We start from the raw sequence: 16,539 nt of genomic DNA, 5'->3' as shown, positions 1-16,539 counted from the left end.
GCCGTGCTAAACCGTTATCCTTTGTGGAAGTACCTGATGTTGATAGCCGCTATCCTCATCGGTCTGCTTTACGCACTTCCTAACCTATATGGTGAGGATCCGGCTGTTCAAATCACTGGCGCGCGGGGAACCGCCGCCAATGAGCAAACACTGGATCAAGTTCGATCTTTATTAGATAAAGAAAAAATTGAAGCGAAATCTATTGCACTTGAAAATGGTGCGATTTTGGCTCGTTTCGGTAACCCTGACATTCAGTTACGTGCCCGTGAAGTGTTGTTACCTGCATTAGGTGACCAGTTCATTGTTGCACTTAACCTTGCACCGGCAACACCAAAATGGTTAGAAGCCATTGGCGGTGAGCCGATGAAACTGGGGTTAGACTTACGTGGTGGTGTTCACTTCCTGATGGAAGTTGATATGGAAACTGCGCTAGGTAAACTTCAGGAACAAAATGTTGAAAGTCTGCGTACATTATTACGTGACGAAGGCATTCCGTATTCATCTATCCGTAAAACGGATAGCTATGGTGTTGAAATCCGTTTCCGTAACTCGGATGATCGCTCTAAAGCTTCAGATTACCTAACTCGTCGTAATCAAGATCTCATTTTTAGAGATGGCGCAAATAACTCACTAAGAGCTATTTTTACTGACGAACGTTTACGTGATGCGCGTACTTATGCGGTACAGCAAAATATCACCATCTTACGTAATCGTGTTAACCAGTTAGGTGTTGCAGAGCCATTAGTTCAACGCCAAGGTGCTGACCGAATTGTTGTTGAATTACCGGGTATCCAAGATACCGCTCGCGCTAAAGAAATCTTAGGTGCGACAGCAACATTAGAATTCCGTTTAGTCAATACTAGCGTTGATCCTACTGCTTTAGAAACAGGTCGTATTCCGGGCGATTCAGAAGTGAAATATACCCGTGAAGGTAGACCAACTATTCTTTATAAACGCGTTATTTTAACAGGTGACCACATTACTGACTCAACCTCTCAGGCTGATGAATATGGTCAACCTCAAGTGAATATTTCACTTGATAGCGCTGGTGGTTCCATCATGTCTAACTTTACGAAAGACAACGTCGGTAAACCGATGGCAACACTGTTCGTAGAGTATAAAGACAGCGGTAAACGCGATGAGAATGACCGTGCTGTATTGGTTAAAAGTGAAGAAGTTATCAACGTTGCGAATATTCAGAGTCGTTTAGGAAATAGCTTCCGTATTACGGGTATTTCAAATGCGAATGAAGCACGTCAATTATCTCTGTTATTACGTGCTGGTGCGTTGATTGCACCTATTCAAATCGTTGAAGAAAGAACGATTGGCCCAACTTTGGGTCTGCAAAATATTACCCAAGGTTTAGAAGCGTGTTTATGGGGTCTGATTGCGTCAGTTGCCTTTATGATAATTTATTATCGTAAATTTGGTGTGATTGCGAGTACTGCATTAATGGCAAACTTAGTGTTAATCGTTGGGGTAATGTCACTATTACCAGGCGCAACACTAACCATGCCGGGTATTGCGGGTATCGTATTAACACTTGCCGTCGCCGTCGATGCCAACGTATTGATAAACGAACGTATCAAAGAAGAGTTACGTAATGGTCGATCAGTACAACAAGCAATCCATGAAGGTTATAAAGGTGCCTTCTCCAGTATTATTGATGCGAACTTAACCACATTAATTACAGCTGTGATCCTTTATGCAGTCGGTACCGGCTCAATCAAAGGCTTTGCTATCACAACTGCAATCGGGGTTGCAACATCCATGTTTACCGCTATCGTCGGTACTCGTGCGATTGTAAACCTGTTGTATGGTGGTAAACGCGTTAAGAAACTGTCTATTTAAGGAGCACGTTGTGGCACAGGATTATACTGTTGAACAATTAAACCATGGTCGTAGAGTCATTGACTTTATGCGTTGGGACAACGTCGCCTTTAGTATTTCGTTTCTGCTTTTGATAGCATCAATTGCTATCATTTCCGTGAAAGGATTTAACTGGGGACTGGATTTTACAGGTGGTACAGTAATTGAGATCAATCTCAGCCAACCAGCCGACCTTGATAAAATGCGTGATAGCCTAGATGCAGCGGGCTTTAAAGATCCTCTGTTACAAAACTTTGGTAGCAGTCGCGATATTATGGTGCGTATGCCTCCTGTTGAAGGGCAGGCAGGTCAAGAATTAGGTAAGAAAGTTATCGATGTTATTAATGCTGAAGTTGATAACGATGCTGTGGTAAAACGTATTGAATTTGTTGGGCCAAGTGTGGGTAGTGAATTGGCTCAAACAGGTGCAATGGCGTTATTATCTGCACTTATTTGTATTCTTATCTATGTCGGATTCCGTTTTGAATGGCGTTTAGCGTTAGGTGCTGTTATCGCACTTGCGCATGACGTGATTATTACGCTGGGTGTGCTTTCACTATTCCACATAGAGGTTGACTTAACCATTGTGGCATCATTGATGTCTGTTATCGGTTACTCACTAAACGATAGTATTGTCGTATCAGACCGTATTCGTGAGAACTTCCGTAAAATTCGTCGAGGTACTTCATATGAAATTATGAACGTTTCTCTGACACAGACATTAAGCCGTACCATCATGACATCAGCAACAACATTACTCGTTGTATTAATGCTGTATATCTTCGGTGGTTCAATGCTTCAAGGCTTCTCTTTAGTTATGTTAATCGGTGTTTCAATCGGTACTATTTCTTCTATTTATGTGGCTTCTGCATTAGCACTGAAAATGGGAATGAAACGTGAACACTTGATTGTACAAAAAGTGGAAAAAGAGGGTGCCGATCAGACAACACTCTTACCATAATAGAGCGTTTTTCTGATAAAACATCGCAAACACCCTGCCAGTGTATACTGACAGGGTGTTTTTTGTTCACTGAACAGGTACACTGTTTATGAGTATTGTCAAAAGTAGGAATAACTATGCATTGCCCATTTTGTGGAGCCGTAGATACCAAGGTAATTGATTCCAGACTTGTTGGTGATGGTTCACAAGTGCGCCGTCGTCGCCAATGTCTTGTTTGTCATGAACGTTTTACTACCTTTGAAGTAGCAGAGTTAGTGATGCCTCGTGTTGTGAAAAGTGATGAAATACGTGAGCCTTTTGATGAAGAGAAACTTCGTCGAGGTATGCTTAAAGCATTAGAAAAACGCCCAGTTAGTTCAGATGATGTTGAAGCTGCGATAAGCCATATCAAATCACAACTAAGAGCGACGGGTGAAAGAGAAATACCTTCAAAAGAAATTGGCAATTTTGTTATGGAACAACTAAAGAAACTCGATAAAGTGGCTTATATTCGCTTTGCTTCAGTTTATCGTAGTTTTGAAGATATCCGTGATTTTGGTGAAGAAATCGCAAAATTACAGGATTAATGCGCTAATACTGTGATTTATTTAATGATTTGATAAATAACGATAAATAATAAAATTATATGTAATTATTATGACAAATAACAACAGCAACAATCCAAGTGAAAATGAAAGCCTGCATGATGAACACTATATGCGTCGAGCTATTGAGCTTGCAGCATTAGGTCGCTTTACAACATCGCCTAACCCTAATGTGGGGTGTGTGATTGTAAAAGAGGGTGAGATTATTGGTGAAGGTTATCACCATCACGCAGGTGGCCCTCATGCTGAAGTTAATGCATTAAAAATGGCTGGGGATAAAGCAAAAGGGGCGACGGCTTATGTCACACTTGAACCTTGTAGTCACTTTGGTAAAACACCACCTTGTGCTGATGCCTTGATTAATGCAGGTGTAAAACGAGTTGTTGCTGCGATGCAAGATCCTAATCCTCAAGTTGCAGGCCGTGGTTTGCACAAATTATTATCAGCGGGGATTGATGTTTCACACGGCGTTTTAATGCAAGAAGCTGAAAAACTTAACGTTGGGTTTTTTAAACGAATGAGAACAGGCTTCCCTTATATCCAGCTAAAATTAGGTGCATCTTTAGATGGTAAAACGGCATTAGCATCAGGTGAAAGCCAATGGATAACCTCTAAAGCATCTCGTCGAGATGTGCAAAATTTCCGAGCTCAAGCTAGCGCCATTTTAACGACTAGTGAAACAGTAATTGCTGATAACCCTTCGATGAATGTTCGTTGGGATGAGCTTTCAGATGAAATCAAAGCTATCTACCCTGAAGAAACGTTACGTCAACCTATTCGTATTGTTACTGATAGCCAAAATAGAGTGAGTGAAAATCATAAAATTACTCAAATTGAAGGCGAATGCTGGTTAGCGCGTACAAAATCACAACCAAGTGACTGGCAAGGGAATGTATCAGAAATCCTATTGCCAACGAATGGCAAAAACAGTGGTGTGGATTTAGTTTTATTAATGATGCAATTGGGTAAACGCAATATCAATACCGTATGGGTTGAAAGTGGCGCTCATTTTGCTGGTGCATTATTAGAGGCAGGGCTTGTTGATGAGCTTATTATTTATATTGCGCCTAAAATTTTAGGGAATGATGCTCGAGGATTATTTGCACTTTCTCCACTATCATCATTATCCGAAGCACCTGAATTTACAGTAGATTCTCTCCAACAAATTGGCTCTGATATCAGAATTTGTTTAAAACCTCGTTATTAATAGACGCAAATAAGTGTGTCTACGGCGCTATTTGTAGTAAAATAGCGCCGTGTGTGTTATTTCCTGTCGTTACGACATCGTTATCAGCCAACTAAATACCTTGATTTATCAAGGGTTTTTGGCTCCTTTACTGTGTAATAATAAAACAGAGCGCAGTAAGGGAAAGAATATGATAAAATCCGCGCCCCGCGGATAGGAGAAAAAGGTAACCTATGAACGTAATCAAAGGTGTTGTCGCGGCGCCAAACGCACGCGTAGCAATTGCAATTGCCCGTTTTAATAATTTCATCAATGACAGCTTATTAGAAGGTGCGGTTGATGCATTAGAACGTATTGGACAAGTTTCCTCTGAAAATATTACCGTCGTTTGGGTTCCAGGTGCTTACGAGCTACCGTTAACAGTTAAAGCTTTAGCTGAAAGCGACAAATACGATGCAGTTATCGCATTAGGTACTGTTATCCGTGGTGGAACCGCACATTTTGAATACGTTGCTGGCGAATGTAGTTCTGGTCTATCTCAAGTTGCAATGCAAAGCGAGATCCCTGTGACTTTTGGTGTATTAACAACTGAAAGCATTGAACAGGCCATTGAACGCGCTGGAACTAAAGCGGGCAACAAAGGTGCTGAAGCGGCAATGACAGCACTTGAAATGATCAATGTACTTAAAGCCATAAAAGGCTAATCATCTGTTTTAACTTAAGGGGAATTTTGTGAAACCTGCTGCTCGTCGTCGTGCTCGTGAGTGTGCTGTTCAAGCTATCTACTCATGGCAATTATCCGGAAATGACATCGCGGATGTGGAATTGGAGTTTTTATCCGAGCAGGATACCCAAGGTGTAGATATTGCTTATTTTCGTGAGCTTTTAGTGGGTGTTGCCATTAATGCAACACGTTTAGATAAGGCAATGGAACCTTATTTATCCCGCCAGCTTGAAGAATTAGGTCAAGTTGAAAAAGCTATTTTACGTTTAGCAATGTTTGAACTTAGCTTTCGTGAAGATGTTCCTTACAAAGTTGCGATTAACGAAGCGATTGAACTGGCTAAGGTATTTGGTGCTGACGATAGCCATAAATTTGTTAATGGCGTGCTTGATAAAGCTGCACCAACTGTACGTAAAAAATAACGTTTTTCACGTTTCCTCTATGGTAAATAATTCAAGGCCGGTATTTCCGGCCTTTTGTTTAATAAAGCTAGTCTAGTATGCATAGCTCAATAGGAAATAGATAATGCCTTGTGGTGAATTCTCCCTTATTAAGCAATATTTCACTTCACAACCTGTAAAACGAAAAGATGTGAGTACAGGAATTGGGGATGACTGCGCAATATTGACGGTACCTGAAAAGCAACAAGTCGCTATTAGTACCGATACTTTAGTGAGTGGTATTCACTTTCTTCCTTCTATCTCTCCTGAAGATTTAGCCTATAAAGCACTTGCTGTAAATATTAGTGATTTAGCTGCCGTTGGCGCAGATCCCTCTTGGGCTTCATTAGCTTTAACACTACCGGATACAAACAGTGAATGGCTTGAGGCATTTAGTCGTTCTTTCTTTGCGTTAGCTGATTACTATGCAATTCAGCTAATCGGCGGTGATACTACTCGCGGCCCTTTAAGTCTAACAATCACCATACAAGGACTTGTTCCACAGGGAACCGCATTACTTCGTTCTGGCGCTAAAATTGGTGATTGGATCTATGTTACGGGCTTCTTAGGTGATAGCGCAGCGGGACTTGCTGTATTACAAAATAGATTACAGCCGACAGAAAAAGAACATAGTGATTATTTTGTCGCAAGGCATTTTCGTCCTCAGCCTCGTTTACTGCAAGGTCAAGCATTGCGCCATTTAGCGACATCGGCGATTGATATTTCTGATGGACTTATTTCAGACTTAAACCATATTCTCACAGCAAGTGGTTGTGGGGCGCGTTTAAATTTAGATGCATTACCTTACTCGCCAGCGATGAAAGCACAAGTGAGCGAAGAGCAAGCGGAGGTTTGGGCATTAAGTGGTGGTGAGGATTATGAGTTATGCTTTACAGTGCCTGAGATTAACCGTGGCGCTTTAGAGATTGCATTAGCGCATACTGGGGCAGATTTTCATTGTATAGGGCAAATTATGCCAATTGCTGAAGGTATTCGTTATTTACGTGATGGCAAAGATGTTTACCCTAATCTCAAAGGGTTTGATCATTTTAGTGAGTCTAACGAGTAACCTTACTTTAATTTAAAGGCGCTTTATTAGCGCCTTTAATGATCTTTATAATATCTAAATCTATATTTAAATAGATTATTAATAATCTATTATCTTAGTTCTTTTTCACAAATTCAGACTTCAATTTCATTGGTCCAAAGCCATCAATTTTACAATCAATATTATGGTCGCCTTCCACTAAACGGATACCTTTTACTTTAGTACCAATTTTCAGCATGGTTGAGCTACCTTTGACTTTGAGATCTTTAATGACAGTCACTGAATCGCCATCAGCTAATAAATTACCGTTAGCGTCTTTAACCACTAACTCATCATTATCAACAGTTGGTTCTGCATCGTTCCACTCGTGTGCGCATTCAGGGCAAACATACATTGCACCATCTTCATAGGTGTATTCGGAATTGCACTTAGGACAAGAAGGTAATGACATAATAATACTCTCAAATTTTATCAAAATGGGAAGTGATTAATCGTCACAATGAGGATAACACTTGCCCCATAAATTAAAGGACACATTATCATTTAAGAGTGAAAGTTCTAAGCAATCCCCTAAATGGTACTGCCTCTGATAATGCGAAAGGGCAATAGTATAATGGATTTGATGGAAATTTGCATCTTTCACAGGTTATGACGTAAAGAGTGAGGAAAAGTAGGCTAAATATAGAGAGTTAAATGGAAAATAAAGATAAATAAAAGTAGTTTTAAATATTTCCTAATCTCATGATATTAAAGTAATAATTTAATAAATATAACTAAAAATAAATGCCCTCATCTTAAAAGAGAGCATCATCAATAATAGTGTTAATCTTCTTATCATGATTTTACAAAATTACTCACAGATCCACGCTCTATCAGTTTTGTATTTGAGTTAATGATGAGTCCAATCTTCAATTCTTAAACCATCAACTCTCTCAAACTCTCTGGTATTATTTGTAACGACGATTAATCCTTTGCTTCTAGCATGTGCTGCTATATGTAATTCATTATCACCGATACGTTTACCTTGCTTTTCCAGTGTTGCTCTTATATCACCATAGTGAAAGGCAGCAAGCTCGTCATAAGGCAAAACACTTAGTCTAGAAACGAAATCATTAACGGTAGCTAAGTTTTTTGCTGAATTTGAGCTTTTTTCAGCACCATATAGTAGTTCAGCAAGTGTTATCGTTGAAATAGCTAGCTGTTCAACATACTGATTAAATTTTGGTAACAGAAACTCAGGTCTACGTTTAATTGTAAATATAACAATATTCGTATCTAGCAGATATTTAATCATCAAAGGATTCTCTTTCGCTTGTGACTTGATCTGGTCTTTCAGATAAAAAATCATCTGTTACAGACTTTTCAGATAAGAAAAAGCTATCCCATGCATTCTGTATCGGTGTGATAATTCTCTCTTTTCCTTTTACACGAACCACAACGTCTTTTACATCATCAGGAAAACGAGTATCAGCAGGTAAACGAACATTTTGTGTTCTATTGCTCATAAATACTTTGCCATGCTGGATCATAATGATAGCCTCCTCTCAATAACTGCTATATGGCATAAGTATATAGCAGTTTAGAAAGGATACCAAATGAGTTGTATGAAATCTATACTAAAAGTTTTAACACTTTAATGTTAATAGATTATTTTTTATTTTCTATCACCGAACCACGCTCTATGAGTTTGGGGGTAAGAACCAAAACATTGTCATCAGCGTCGATATTTTCCATACGATGTAATAATTGGCTGACAGCAAGTTTACCCAACTCATCTTTAGGTTGGTGAATGGTAGAAAGAGGAGGGATCATATAAGAGGCTAGATCGATATCGTCATAGCCCATGACTGAAATATCATCAGGTACACGCAAGCCTTTTTGATAAATAGCTTGATAAGCACCAACAGCCATTGCGTCATTACAGGTGAAAACCGCTTGTGGTAAGACAGAATGTGAGAGTAATTTTTGCATTGCACTAAACCCACCTGCAAATTCAAAATCACTAGTTAACACAAACTCTTCTCGAATAGTGAGCCCTGCTTTTTGCATCGCATTGTAATAGCCTTGCAAACGATGTTTTGCTGGGAGTTTATCTTGTGGACCGGCAATACAGGCAATTTCAGTAAAGCCTTTTTCAATCAGATAATTGGTGGCGATTTCTCCCCCAAGTAGGGAGTTATCTTGAATAATATCTCCGCCGTATTCAAACGGAGACCAATCCATCATGACCATAGGTAAACGAGGATAACGATTTAGCACTTCATGAGAGGGCGCTCTAGCTTCTGTTGACATCAATAATAAGCCATCAACACGTTTTTGTAGCAACGTTTCAAGGCTACTATCCATACGCTCGTAATCCCCTTCGGTATTACATAAAATTAGGCTATAGCCTTTTTCGTAGCAACTGCGTTCAACACCACGCACAACTTCTGCATAGAAAGGGTTGCTACTGGCTGTTACTAACATACCAATAGTGTGAGTACAGTTCATTTTTAAACTGCGCGCTAAAGCTGAAGGTGCGTAATTTAAGGTTTCGATAGCATCGTTAACCTTTTTACGAATACCTTCGCTAACATAGCGATTGTTATTGATAACGTGAGAAACAGTTGATGTTGAAACGCCCGCCAAACGGGCGACATCTTTCATTGTTGCCAAAGTACTATGCTCGCTCTGCTAAAAATGATTCGATTTCATGACGCCAAGGAACAGATGATTGCGCACCATGACGTGTAACTGCAATGGCAGCTGCTGCGTGAGCAAAACGGATAGCCTCAACGGAAGGTTTCCCTTCTAATATTGCAGTGACAAATGCACCGTTAAATGTATCACCTGCGGCAATGGTATCAACAGCATCGACACGAAATCCAGGAATTATCATGCCTTTTCCTTGTTCACTAAACCATACACCACGGCTACCCAAAGTGATAAGCACTTGTTTGATACCTTTTTGATGTAAAATTTCGGCAGCTTTTGCCGCACCCGCTTCATCATGCACAGAAACGCCTGTTAATATTTCGGCTTCCGTCTCATTTGGAGTGATAACATCAATAAAACTCAGAAATTCATCAGATAAAGGTTGTGCTGGTGCTGGGTTTAAAATGACTTTCGTTTGGTGTGATTTTGCCAGTTTTGCGGCTTCAAAAACAGTCTCTAATGGTGATTCTAATTGCATCAGCAAGGCATCAGCATGCTCAACAACATGATGATATTGCTGAAAATGTGTAGGTGTTAGTGCGCCATTCGCACCTGCAACAATACTAATTACGTTTTCACCTTGTTCATTAACAAGGATCATCGCCACACCTGTTGGTGTTTGCGGAATAATACTAATAGCATCGATATGAATATTGTCTGTTTTAAGCTGTGAAATTATCTCACTACCAATCGCATCATCACCGACACAAGCAATAAAGGTAATATCGGCGCCACTGCGACCACAAGCAACGGCCTGATTTGCACCTTTACCACCAAAGGCTATTTTGTATTGATGACCAATAATGGTTTCACCGGGTTTTGGAAATTGTGAAATATTCATAATGTGGTCAACGTTAATGCTACCTAGAACAGCAAGGCGAGGTGTTGTCATAGCCTTTATCCTTGTGAAGACGTGTTTTAATGATTAAAGCTACCACGGAGCAATATTACCCCGTGGTATTTATTGTTGTTATTTTTTAATAACTAACTCAAGTTCGACAGGGATTGTTGCATCCACTTTTTCGCCTTTGAGAATTTTATCTGCGGTTTGAATGCCGATAATACCAATTTGGTCTGGACGTTGAGCAATGGTTGCGCCTAACATGCCACGGTTTACCGCTTTGATTCCATCATCTGTGCCATCGAAACCAATCACTAATACATCGGTACGACCGGCAGTTTGCAATGCACGTAATGCACCTAATGCCATTTCATCATTTTGTGCAAAAACAGCTTGAACCGCAGGATAAGCAGTTAATAGATTTTGCATCACGTTAAGACCTTTTGTACGGTCAAAATCAGCGGGTTGGCTAGCAAGTACATTCAGTTTATGGGCATCAACTGCTTGTTTAAAGCCTTCTCCACGTTCACGAGATGCGGATGTTCCGGTGATCCCTTCGAGTTGGATAACTTTGGCATCACTAGCCACTTTCTCTGCAATATAATCACCCGCCATTTTACCGCCAAGGCGGTTATCTGAAGCGACGTGGCTGACGACTTCACCTTTGTTTGCAACACGGTCTAAGGTGATAACAGGGATTTTGGCTTTATTGGCTAAAATAACGGAGTTACCCACAGCATCAGAGTCTGTCGGGTTAATAAGCATTAAACGTGTGCCTTTTACTGTCAGATCTTGCACGTTAGCAAGCTCTTTAGCTGGGTTGTCCATAGAATCTAGAACAACAAGATCGTAGCCTAATCGATTAGCTTCTTTCTGCGCACTGTCTTTCATGGTGACAAAGAAAGGATTGTTAAGTGTTGAGATAACAAGTGCGATCGACTCTTTTGCAAATGCATTGGTGCTGATTGTGGCGCTTAATGCAACAACAGAAAGGAGTGTCGCCATTTTTTTGAGTTTCATAATATAAGTTCCTGTCGGGGTTCGGATTAAGAGAATAGAGAGTTATTTTTTGTTATCTACTAAAACAGCAAGTAAGATGACCACCGCTTTTACGATCATTTGATAGTTTGATGATATTCCTAATAAATTCAGTGCATTATTTAAGAAACCTAGAATAAGCGCACCAATTAATGTACCGATAATACGACCTTTACCACCAGCAAGACTGGTACCACCTAGAACAACTGCGGCAATAGCATCTAGCTCATAACCATTACCTGCCATTGGTTGTGCTGATGAAAGGCGAGCAACTTCAATAATACTGGCAAGGGCAGCTAATAAACCACACAGTGCATAAACAATAATTTTGATTTTATCGACACTAATACCAGATAAACGTGTTGCTGATTCATTACCCCCAAGTGCATAAATATAACGGCCTAAACGGGTATGATGTAATAAATACCATGCGCTTAAAAAGACAATCATCATCAGCCAGATAGGGGTTGGAATACCAAATGGGCGGCCAATACCAAACCAGCTAAACAGATCAGCATTATCACTAAAGCCGGTATTAATTGGACTACCGTCGGTATAGACGCGAGTAACGCCACGCAGTAATAACATCATGACTAGCGTAGCAATAAAGGCTTGAACTTTACCTTTAGCGACGATAATTCCTGTCACACCACCAATAGCCGCACCTAACGCCAATGCTCCAACAACAGCAACAAGTGCATTAACATCAGCACCTACCATAGAAGCAGCAACAGCACCTGTTAATGCAAGCAATGAACCAACAGATAAGTCGATACCGGATGTCAAAATAACCAGAGTCATCCCAACGGCCATAATGGCGTTAACCGATGTTTGTTGGAGAATGTTGAAAATATTATTTAAGGTAAAAAAATTAGGGCTGAGTGTGGAAACGACGACAATCAGAATAAGCAGAGCAATCAGTGATTTTTGCTCTAATAGCCAAGCTTTTGAGAACCAACGTTTTGACGCTGGAATTGAATTTGTGCTCATATCAAACTCCTACTTTAGCGTCATATTGTTTACCAACAGCCGCAGCCATTAGCATTTCTTGTGTGACATTGTGAGCGGAAAACTCACCACTAATACGACCTTCATGCATAACCAAAATACGGTCACTCATTCCCATTACCTCAGGCATTTCAGAAGAAATTAAGATGATGCTTAATCCTTCTTGTTTAAATTTATTAATTAGCTGATAAATTTCTTTTTTAGCGCCCACATCAACGCCACGAGTGGGTTCATCAAGAATAAGTACTTTAGGGCGAGTCATTAGGCCTCTTGCGATAGCTACTTTTTGTTGATTTCCCCCTGATAAGAAACCAATGGTTTGATCCATTGAAGGGGTTTTTATATTGAATAACTTAATAAAATCGCCAACAGTGAGCTGTTCTTCTTTATGATTAAGCACACCCATGCCGCGACTAAAATAGCGTAGTGCAGTCAGAGACATATTTTCTTTCACTGACATGCCAAGCACTAAACCATCACGCTTTCTATCTTCAGAGATGTAAACAATGCCTTGTTCTAAACCTTCAGCCGGCTTTTTGATTTGGCAGGGTTTACCATCTAACTCAACGGTGCCATTGGTTTTGGGTAATGCGCCGTAGATAATTTTCATTAATTCAGTACGACCAGCCCCCATTAAGCCTGAAATACCAAGAATTTCGCTTTCATGTAATGAGAAGCTGACATCATGAACATCTTCGCCACTGAGGTTAATGACGTTGAGTTTGGTTTTACCTTGAGGGATATTAATACGAGGGTATTGGTCTTCTAACTTACGACCAACCATCATTTCAATCAGAGTGTCTTCTTTTAATGAGGCAACAGGTTTTTCACCAATAAACTGACCGTCTCGCAGTACAGTCACGTCATCACAAATCTCAAAGATCTCTTTTAAACGATGAGAGATATAAACAATGCCGCAACCTTGATCTCTTAGTTCACGAATAACACTAAATAGCGATTCAGTTTCAGTGTCAGTTAATGCGTCTGTTGGTTCATCCATAATAATGACTTTGGAACCAAAACTAAGCACCTTGGCAATTTCTACCATTTGTTGATCACCAATCGATAATTCAGACACTAAACGGTGACTACTGTAAGCAAGGTTTAATCGAGCTAATAACTTATCGGCTTCTGCATACATTTTCTTCCAGTCAATGGCGCCAAAAGTATGGGTAAACTCACGACCTAGGAAGATATTTTCTGCGATGGTTAATTCAGGAATAAGGTTAAGCTCTTGGTGAATAATACCTATCCCTGCTTCTTGAGACGATTTGGGACCATTAAAAGCACAACTTTCACCTTGATAAATCACTTCGCCAGCATCTTTTTTATAGATCCCAGTGAGTACTTTCATCAGTGTTGATTTTCCTGCGCCATTTTCACCGACTAAAGCCATCACTCGACCAGAATAAATTCGTAACGTTGCACCTGATAGTGCTTTTACACCGGGGAATGACTTATCAATATCTTTAAGTTCAAGTAAAGGTTTCATATTGTCCTCAAAAAGTCACACCAGAAAACAACACAATATTGGCATAAGGCGTACATTCACCGGTTCTAATAACAGCTTTATTTTCAGTAAGTTGCTTTTTGAATGCTTCATGTGAAACATACATTATTTGAATAGACTTTTTCTGCTCTTGCTCTAATAAATAGAGATAAGAGAGGATTTCATTAAAAAGAGAGGGATTGATGGTTTTAATTTCTTCTGCCAGCATCACGGCTTCAACTTGCATCTCATGAGTGATTGTTTGTAACACGGACATAAAGCCCGGAATACCCTGAGTGAGAGCAAGATCAATACGTTCAACAGAGGAGGGAATAGGTAATCCGGCATCTGCAATAGTGATTTTGTCAGTGTGTCCTAAACGTGAAATTACACTCGAAATAGGACTATTAAGTAATACACCTTTTTTCATGTTTTCTCCTCAGCGAAACGTTTCGCTGTCTACATAGTAGAAAAGAAAGGCGTGAAAACAAGTTTGATTTATTCATATTGTGAGCATGATCGAAACGTTTCGTTGGCAAACAAAAAGAAAGAAAAATATAACTGATTGAATAAATTAAAGCTGAATGGATTCAATGAGAAAAGCAGTTGTTTTCAGTGAGTTTCATAAAAATGTGATGATGGACAAGATTATAATGAAGGGGAAAATATGAGGCGTGAAAGTGTAAACCTGTATATAAAAGTAGATAAAATTCAGCCTAGAAAATACATTAACCTCTCCTATAGTTAATTAGGAGAGGTTTTTTAATCATTTAAATTCAATTAGTTAGATTGATAAGCTTTAATCGACTTTTCAATACCTTCAGCATCTAATCCTAAGTCAGTTCTGATTTCTTCTTGTCCACCTTGTGGTACAAATAGATCAGGTATACCTAAGTTTAAGACAGGTACTAAGCAACGTTCTTGCATCAATAACTCATTAACACCACTGCCAGCGCCACCCATAATGGCATTCTCTTCTAGTGTTACCAACATATCATGTTGTTCTGCCAGAGAAAGGATAAGGGATTTATCAAGAGGTTTGATAAAACGCATATCAGCCACAGTTGCATCAAGTTTTTCAGCTACTTCTAACGCTTCGGGTAGTAATGTACCAAAGTTTAGAATAGCAATCCCTTTACCTTGGCGGCGAATAATACCTTTACCCATAGGCAGCGGACTGAGTGGTTGTAATTGCGCACCAACACTAGAGCCTCTTGGGTAACGCACTGCAACAGGGCCATCTTGATAGTGATAACCAGTGTGAAGCATTTGGCGACACTCGTTTTCATCACTTGGTGCCATAATAACCATATTAGGAATACAGCGTAAGAATGAGAGATCGAAAGCACCTTGGTGAGTTTGACCATCAGCTCCCACAATACCACCACGATCAATAGCAAATAAAACAGGCAGTTTTTGAATGGCAATATCGTGGATCACTTGATCGTAAGCGCGTTGTAAGAATGTTGAGTAGATAGCAACGATAGGCTTATAACCACCAATTGCTAAACCCGCAGCAAAGGTAACAGCGTGTTGTTCTGCGATCGCAACATCAAAGTATTGTGATGGGTATTCTTTTGAAAAACGCACCATACCAGAGCCTTCACGCATAGCAGGGGTAATTGCCATGAGTTTTGGATCGGTTGAGGCTTCTTCACATAACCAGTCACCAAAAATTTTAGAAAATGTAGGTCGTGCATTAGGGCTTTTAGGTAATGTACCTGCTTGTGGATCAAACTTAGGTACAGCGTGCCAGCTAATAGGATCACGTTCAGCAGGTGCATATCCACGACCTTTCTTAGTCATAATATGCAGAAGTTGAGGACCTTTTAGATCACGCATATTGGCGAGTGTTTGCACTAAAGCAATAACATCATGACCATCAACTGGGCCGATATAATTAAAGCCTAACTCTTCAAACATGGTGCCGGGAACAACCATGCCTTTAATATGTTCTTCTGTCTTTTTCAGTAATTCTTTAATTGGTGGAATACCAGAAAAGACCTTTTTTCCACCTTCACGTAAGGTGGTATACAGTTTGCCTGATAGCAACTGAGCAAGATGATTATTCAATGCACCAACGTTTTCGGAGATTGACATCTCGTTGTCATTAAGTACAACGAGCATATCTGGCTCAATGTCACCTGCGTGGTTCATTGCTTCAAAAGCCATACCCGCAGTAATTGCACCATCACCAATCACACAAACTGTTTTTCTGTTCAGCTTTTCTTGTTCAGCTGCAACAGCCATACCTAAACCTGCACTGATAGAGGTTGAAGAGTGACCAACACAAAGTTTGTCGTATTCACTCTCTTCTCGCCAAGGGAAGGGATGCAACCCATTTTTTTGACGGATAGTATCAATGCGGTCACGGCGACCTGTTAAGATCTTATGGGGATAGGCTTGATGACCAACATCCCAAATAAGGTTATCAAAAGGGGTTTTATAGACGTAATGAAGAGCAACCGTTAACTCAATAGCACCTAAACCTGAGGCGAAGTGACCACTTGAGCGGCTGACACTGTTAAGAAGAAATAGCCTTAGCTCATCACAGAGTTTAGGTAAACTCTCTTTTGGTAATAGGCGCAAATCTTCTGGTGTTTCAACCAACGCCAATGTGGGATATTTTTCGATATCAATGCTCATGTGATGCCTAT

At 40.0% G+C, this 16,539-nt stretch carries 17 protein-coding genes; 7 read left to right on the top strand and 10 right to left on the bottom strand.

Annotated features, from left to right (window positions below; genetic code table 11):
- Positions 1-3: 3 nt before the first annotated feature.
- The 7 genes from secD to thiL all read left to right on the top strand — a co-directional run bounded on the left by secD (position 4) and on the right by thiL (position 6,833).
- On the top strand, positions 4-1,851 hold the full coding sequence (gene secD / locus GTK47_RS18275; RefSeq protein ID WP_165125846.1) for a protein translocase subunit SecD: 1,848 nt from the start codon (positions 4-6) through the stop codon (positions 1,849-1,851).
- 10 nt (positions 1,852-1,861) lie between these two features.
- Positions 1,862-2,830, top strand: coding sequence for a protein translocase subunit SecF (gene secF, locus GTK47_RS18270; RefSeq protein ID WP_075672031.1), 969 nt, complete (start codon positions 1,862-1,864; stop codon positions 2,828-2,830).
- 116 nt (positions 2,831-2,946) lie between these two features.
- Positions 2,947-3,396: a transcriptional regulator NrdR gene (gene nrdR, locus GTK47_RS18265; protein ID WP_006535128.1), complete on the top strand. Its 450-nt coding sequence runs from the start codon at positions 2,947-2,949 to the stop codon at positions 3,394-3,396.
- Positions 3,397-3,466: 70 nt separating this feature from the next.
- Positions 3,467-4,621 (top strand): bifunctional diaminohydroxyphosphoribosylaminopyrimidine deaminase/5-amino-6-(5-phosphoribosylamino)uracil reductase RibD, encoded by a 1,155-nt coding sequence (gene ribD / locus GTK47_RS18260; RefSeq protein ID WP_165125843.1) that lies wholly within the window; start codon positions 3,467-3,469, stop codon positions 4,619-4,621.
- 212 nt (positions 4,622-4,833) lie between these two features.
- The gene (ribE, locus tag GTK47_RS18255) at positions 4,834-5,304 is read left to right on the top strand and encodes a 6,7-dimethyl-8-ribityllumazine synthase (protein ID WP_023580887.1); all 471 of its coding nucleotides are present in this window, start codon (positions 4,834-4,836) and stop codon (positions 5,302-5,304) included.
- A gap of 28 nt (positions 5,305-5,332) precedes the next feature.
- Complete coding sequence (gene nusB / locus GTK47_RS18250; RefSeq protein WP_006535124.1) at positions 5,333-5,746, top strand: transcription antitermination factor NusB; 414 nt, start codon at positions 5,333-5,335, stop codon at positions 5,744-5,746.
- 103 nt (positions 5,747-5,849) lie between these two features.
- Complete coding sequence (gene thiL, locus GTK47_RS18245; RefSeq protein ID WP_165125841.1) at positions 5,850-6,833, top strand: thiamine-phosphate kinase; 984 nt, start codon at positions 5,850-5,852, stop codon at positions 6,831-6,833.
- 94 nt (positions 6,834-6,927) lie between these two features.
- Here the strand turns inward: thiL and GTK47_RS18240 are convergent, their stop codons facing one another.
- The 10 genes from GTK47_RS18240 to dxs form a co-directional block, all read right to left on the bottom strand.
- Positions 6,928-7,263 carry a zinc ribbon domain-containing protein YjdM gene (locus GTK47_RS18240; protein WP_088493703.1) on the bottom strand — a complete coding sequence of 112 codons (336 nt, stop codon included), beginning with the start codon at positions 7,261-7,263 and terminating at the stop codon, positions 6,928-6,930.
- Positions 7,264-7,701: 438 nt separating this feature from the next.
- The gene (locus tag GTK47_RS18235; RefSeq protein ID WP_165125839.1) at positions 7,702-8,106 is read right to left on the bottom strand and encodes a type II toxin-antitoxin system VapC family toxin; all 405 of its coding nucleotides are present in this window, start codon (positions 8,104-8,106) and stop codon (positions 7,702-7,704) included.
- A complete protein-coding gene (vapB, locus tag GTK47_RS18230) occupies positions 8,099-8,341 on the bottom strand; it encodes a type II toxin-antitoxin system VapB family antitoxin (protein WP_088493701.1) in 243 nt (80 codons plus the stop codon). Before vapB ends, GTK47_RS18235 begins: the two co-directional genes overlap by 8 nt.
- 118 nt (positions 8,342-8,459) lie before the next feature.
- Positions 8,460-9,458 carry a ribose operon transcriptional repressor RbsR gene (gene rbsR / locus GTK47_RS18225; protein ID WP_165126746.1) on the bottom strand — a complete coding sequence of 333 codons (999 nt, stop codon included), beginning with the start codon at positions 9,456-9,458 and terminating at the stop codon, positions 8,460-8,462.
- A gap of 13 nt (positions 9,459-9,471) precedes the next feature.
- Positions 9,472-10,398: a ribokinase gene (gene rbsK / locus GTK47_RS18220; RefSeq protein WP_109401312.1), complete on the bottom strand. Its 927-nt coding sequence runs from the start codon at positions 10,396-10,398 to the stop codon at positions 9,472-9,474.
- A 78-nt stretch (positions 10,399-10,476) separates the two neighbouring features.
- Entirely contained in the window at positions 10,477-11,367 is an 891-nt protein-coding gene (rbsB, locus tag GTK47_RS18215) for a ribose ABC transporter substrate-binding protein RbsB (protein ID WP_165125837.1), read from the bottom strand.
- A 42-nt stretch (positions 11,368-11,409) separates the two neighbouring features.
- Positions 11,410-12,375, bottom strand: coding sequence for a ribose ABC transporter permease (gene rbsC / locus GTK47_RS18210; protein WP_075672017.1), 966 nt, complete (start codon positions 12,373-12,375; stop codon positions 11,410-11,412).
- 1 nt (position 12,376) lies between these two features.
- Complete coding sequence (gene rbsA, locus GTK47_RS18205; RefSeq protein WP_165125835.1) at positions 12,377-13,885, bottom strand: ribose ABC transporter ATP-binding protein RbsA; 1,509 nt, start codon at positions 13,883-13,885, stop codon at positions 12,377-12,379.
- A 7-nt stretch (positions 13,886-13,892) separates the two neighbouring features.
- Positions 13,893-14,312 carry a D-ribose pyranase gene (rbsD, locus tag GTK47_RS18200; RefSeq protein WP_165125833.1) on the bottom strand — a complete coding sequence of 140 codons (420 nt, stop codon included), beginning with the start codon at positions 14,310-14,312 and terminating at the stop codon, positions 13,893-13,895.
- Positions 14,313-14,662: 350 nt separating this feature from the next.
- Entirely contained in the window at positions 14,663-16,528 is a 1,866-nt protein-coding gene (gene dxs / locus GTK47_RS18195; RefSeq protein ID WP_165125831.1) for a 1-deoxy-D-xylulose-5-phosphate synthase, read from the bottom strand.
- Positions 16,529-16,539: the final 11 nt, after the last annotated feature.

Origin of the sequence: Proteus sp. ZN5 (genome assembly GCF_011046025.1) — a bacterium.
Taxonomy (GTDB): domain Bacteria; phylum Pseudomonadota; class Gammaproteobacteria; order Enterobacterales; family Enterobacteriaceae; genus Proteus.
Note: the sequence above shows the minus strand (reverse complement) of the source record. Positions and strands in the feature narration are given on the sequence as shown.

Excerpts from the sequence above, each read along its gene's own strand:
- nrdR (WP_006535128.1), top strand. The coding sequence starts at position 2,947 with ATGCATTGCCCATTTTGTGGAGCCGTAGATACCAAGGTAATTGATTCC.
- ribD (WP_165125843.1), top strand. The coding sequence starts at position 3,467 with ATGACAAATAACAACAGCAACAATCCAAGTGAAAATGAAAGCCTGCAT.
- ribE (WP_023580887.1), top strand. The coding sequence starts at position 4,834 with ATGAACGTAATCAAAGGTGTTGTCGCGGCGCCAAACGCACGCGTAGCA.
- thiL (WP_165125841.1), top strand. The coding sequence starts at position 5,850 with ATGCCTTGTGGTGAATTCTCCCTTATTAAGCAATATTTCACTTCACAA.
- GTK47_RS18240 (WP_088493703.1), bottom strand. The coding sequence starts at position 7,263 with ATGTCATTACCTTCTTGTCCTAAGTGCAATTCCGAATACACCTATGAA.
- GTK47_RS18235 (WP_165125839.1), bottom strand. The coding sequence starts at position 8,106 with ATGATTAAATATCTGCTAGATACGAATATTGTTATATTTACAATTAAA.
- vapB (WP_088493701.1), bottom strand. The coding sequence starts at position 8,341 with ATGATCCAGCATGGCAAAGTATTTATGAGCAATAGAACACAAAATGTT.
- rbsR (WP_165126746.1), bottom strand. The coding sequence starts at position 9,458 with ATGAAAGATGTCGCCCGTTTGGCGGGCGTTTCAACATCAACTGTTTCT.
- rbsK (WP_109401312.1), bottom strand. The coding sequence starts at position 10,398 with ATGACAACACCTCGCCTTGCTGTTCTAGGTAGCATTAACGTTGACCAC.
- rbsB (WP_165125837.1), bottom strand. The coding sequence starts at position 11,367 with ATGAAACTCAAAAAAATGGCGACACTCCTTTCTGTTGTTGCATTAAGC.
- rbsC (WP_075672017.1), bottom strand. The coding sequence starts at position 12,375 with ATGAGCACAAATTCAATTCCAGCGTCAAAACGTTGGTTCTCAAAAGCT.
- rbsA (WP_165125835.1), bottom strand. The coding sequence starts at position 13,885 with ATGAAACCTTTACTTGAACTTAAAGATATTGATAAGTCATTCCCCGGT.
- rbsD (WP_165125833.1), bottom strand. The coding sequence starts at position 14,312 with ATGAAAAAAGGTGTATTACTTAATAGTCCTATTTCGAGTGTAATTTCA.
- dxs (WP_165125831.1), bottom strand. The coding sequence starts at position 16,528 with ATGAGCATTGATATCGAAAAATATCCCACATTGGCGTTGGTTGAAACA.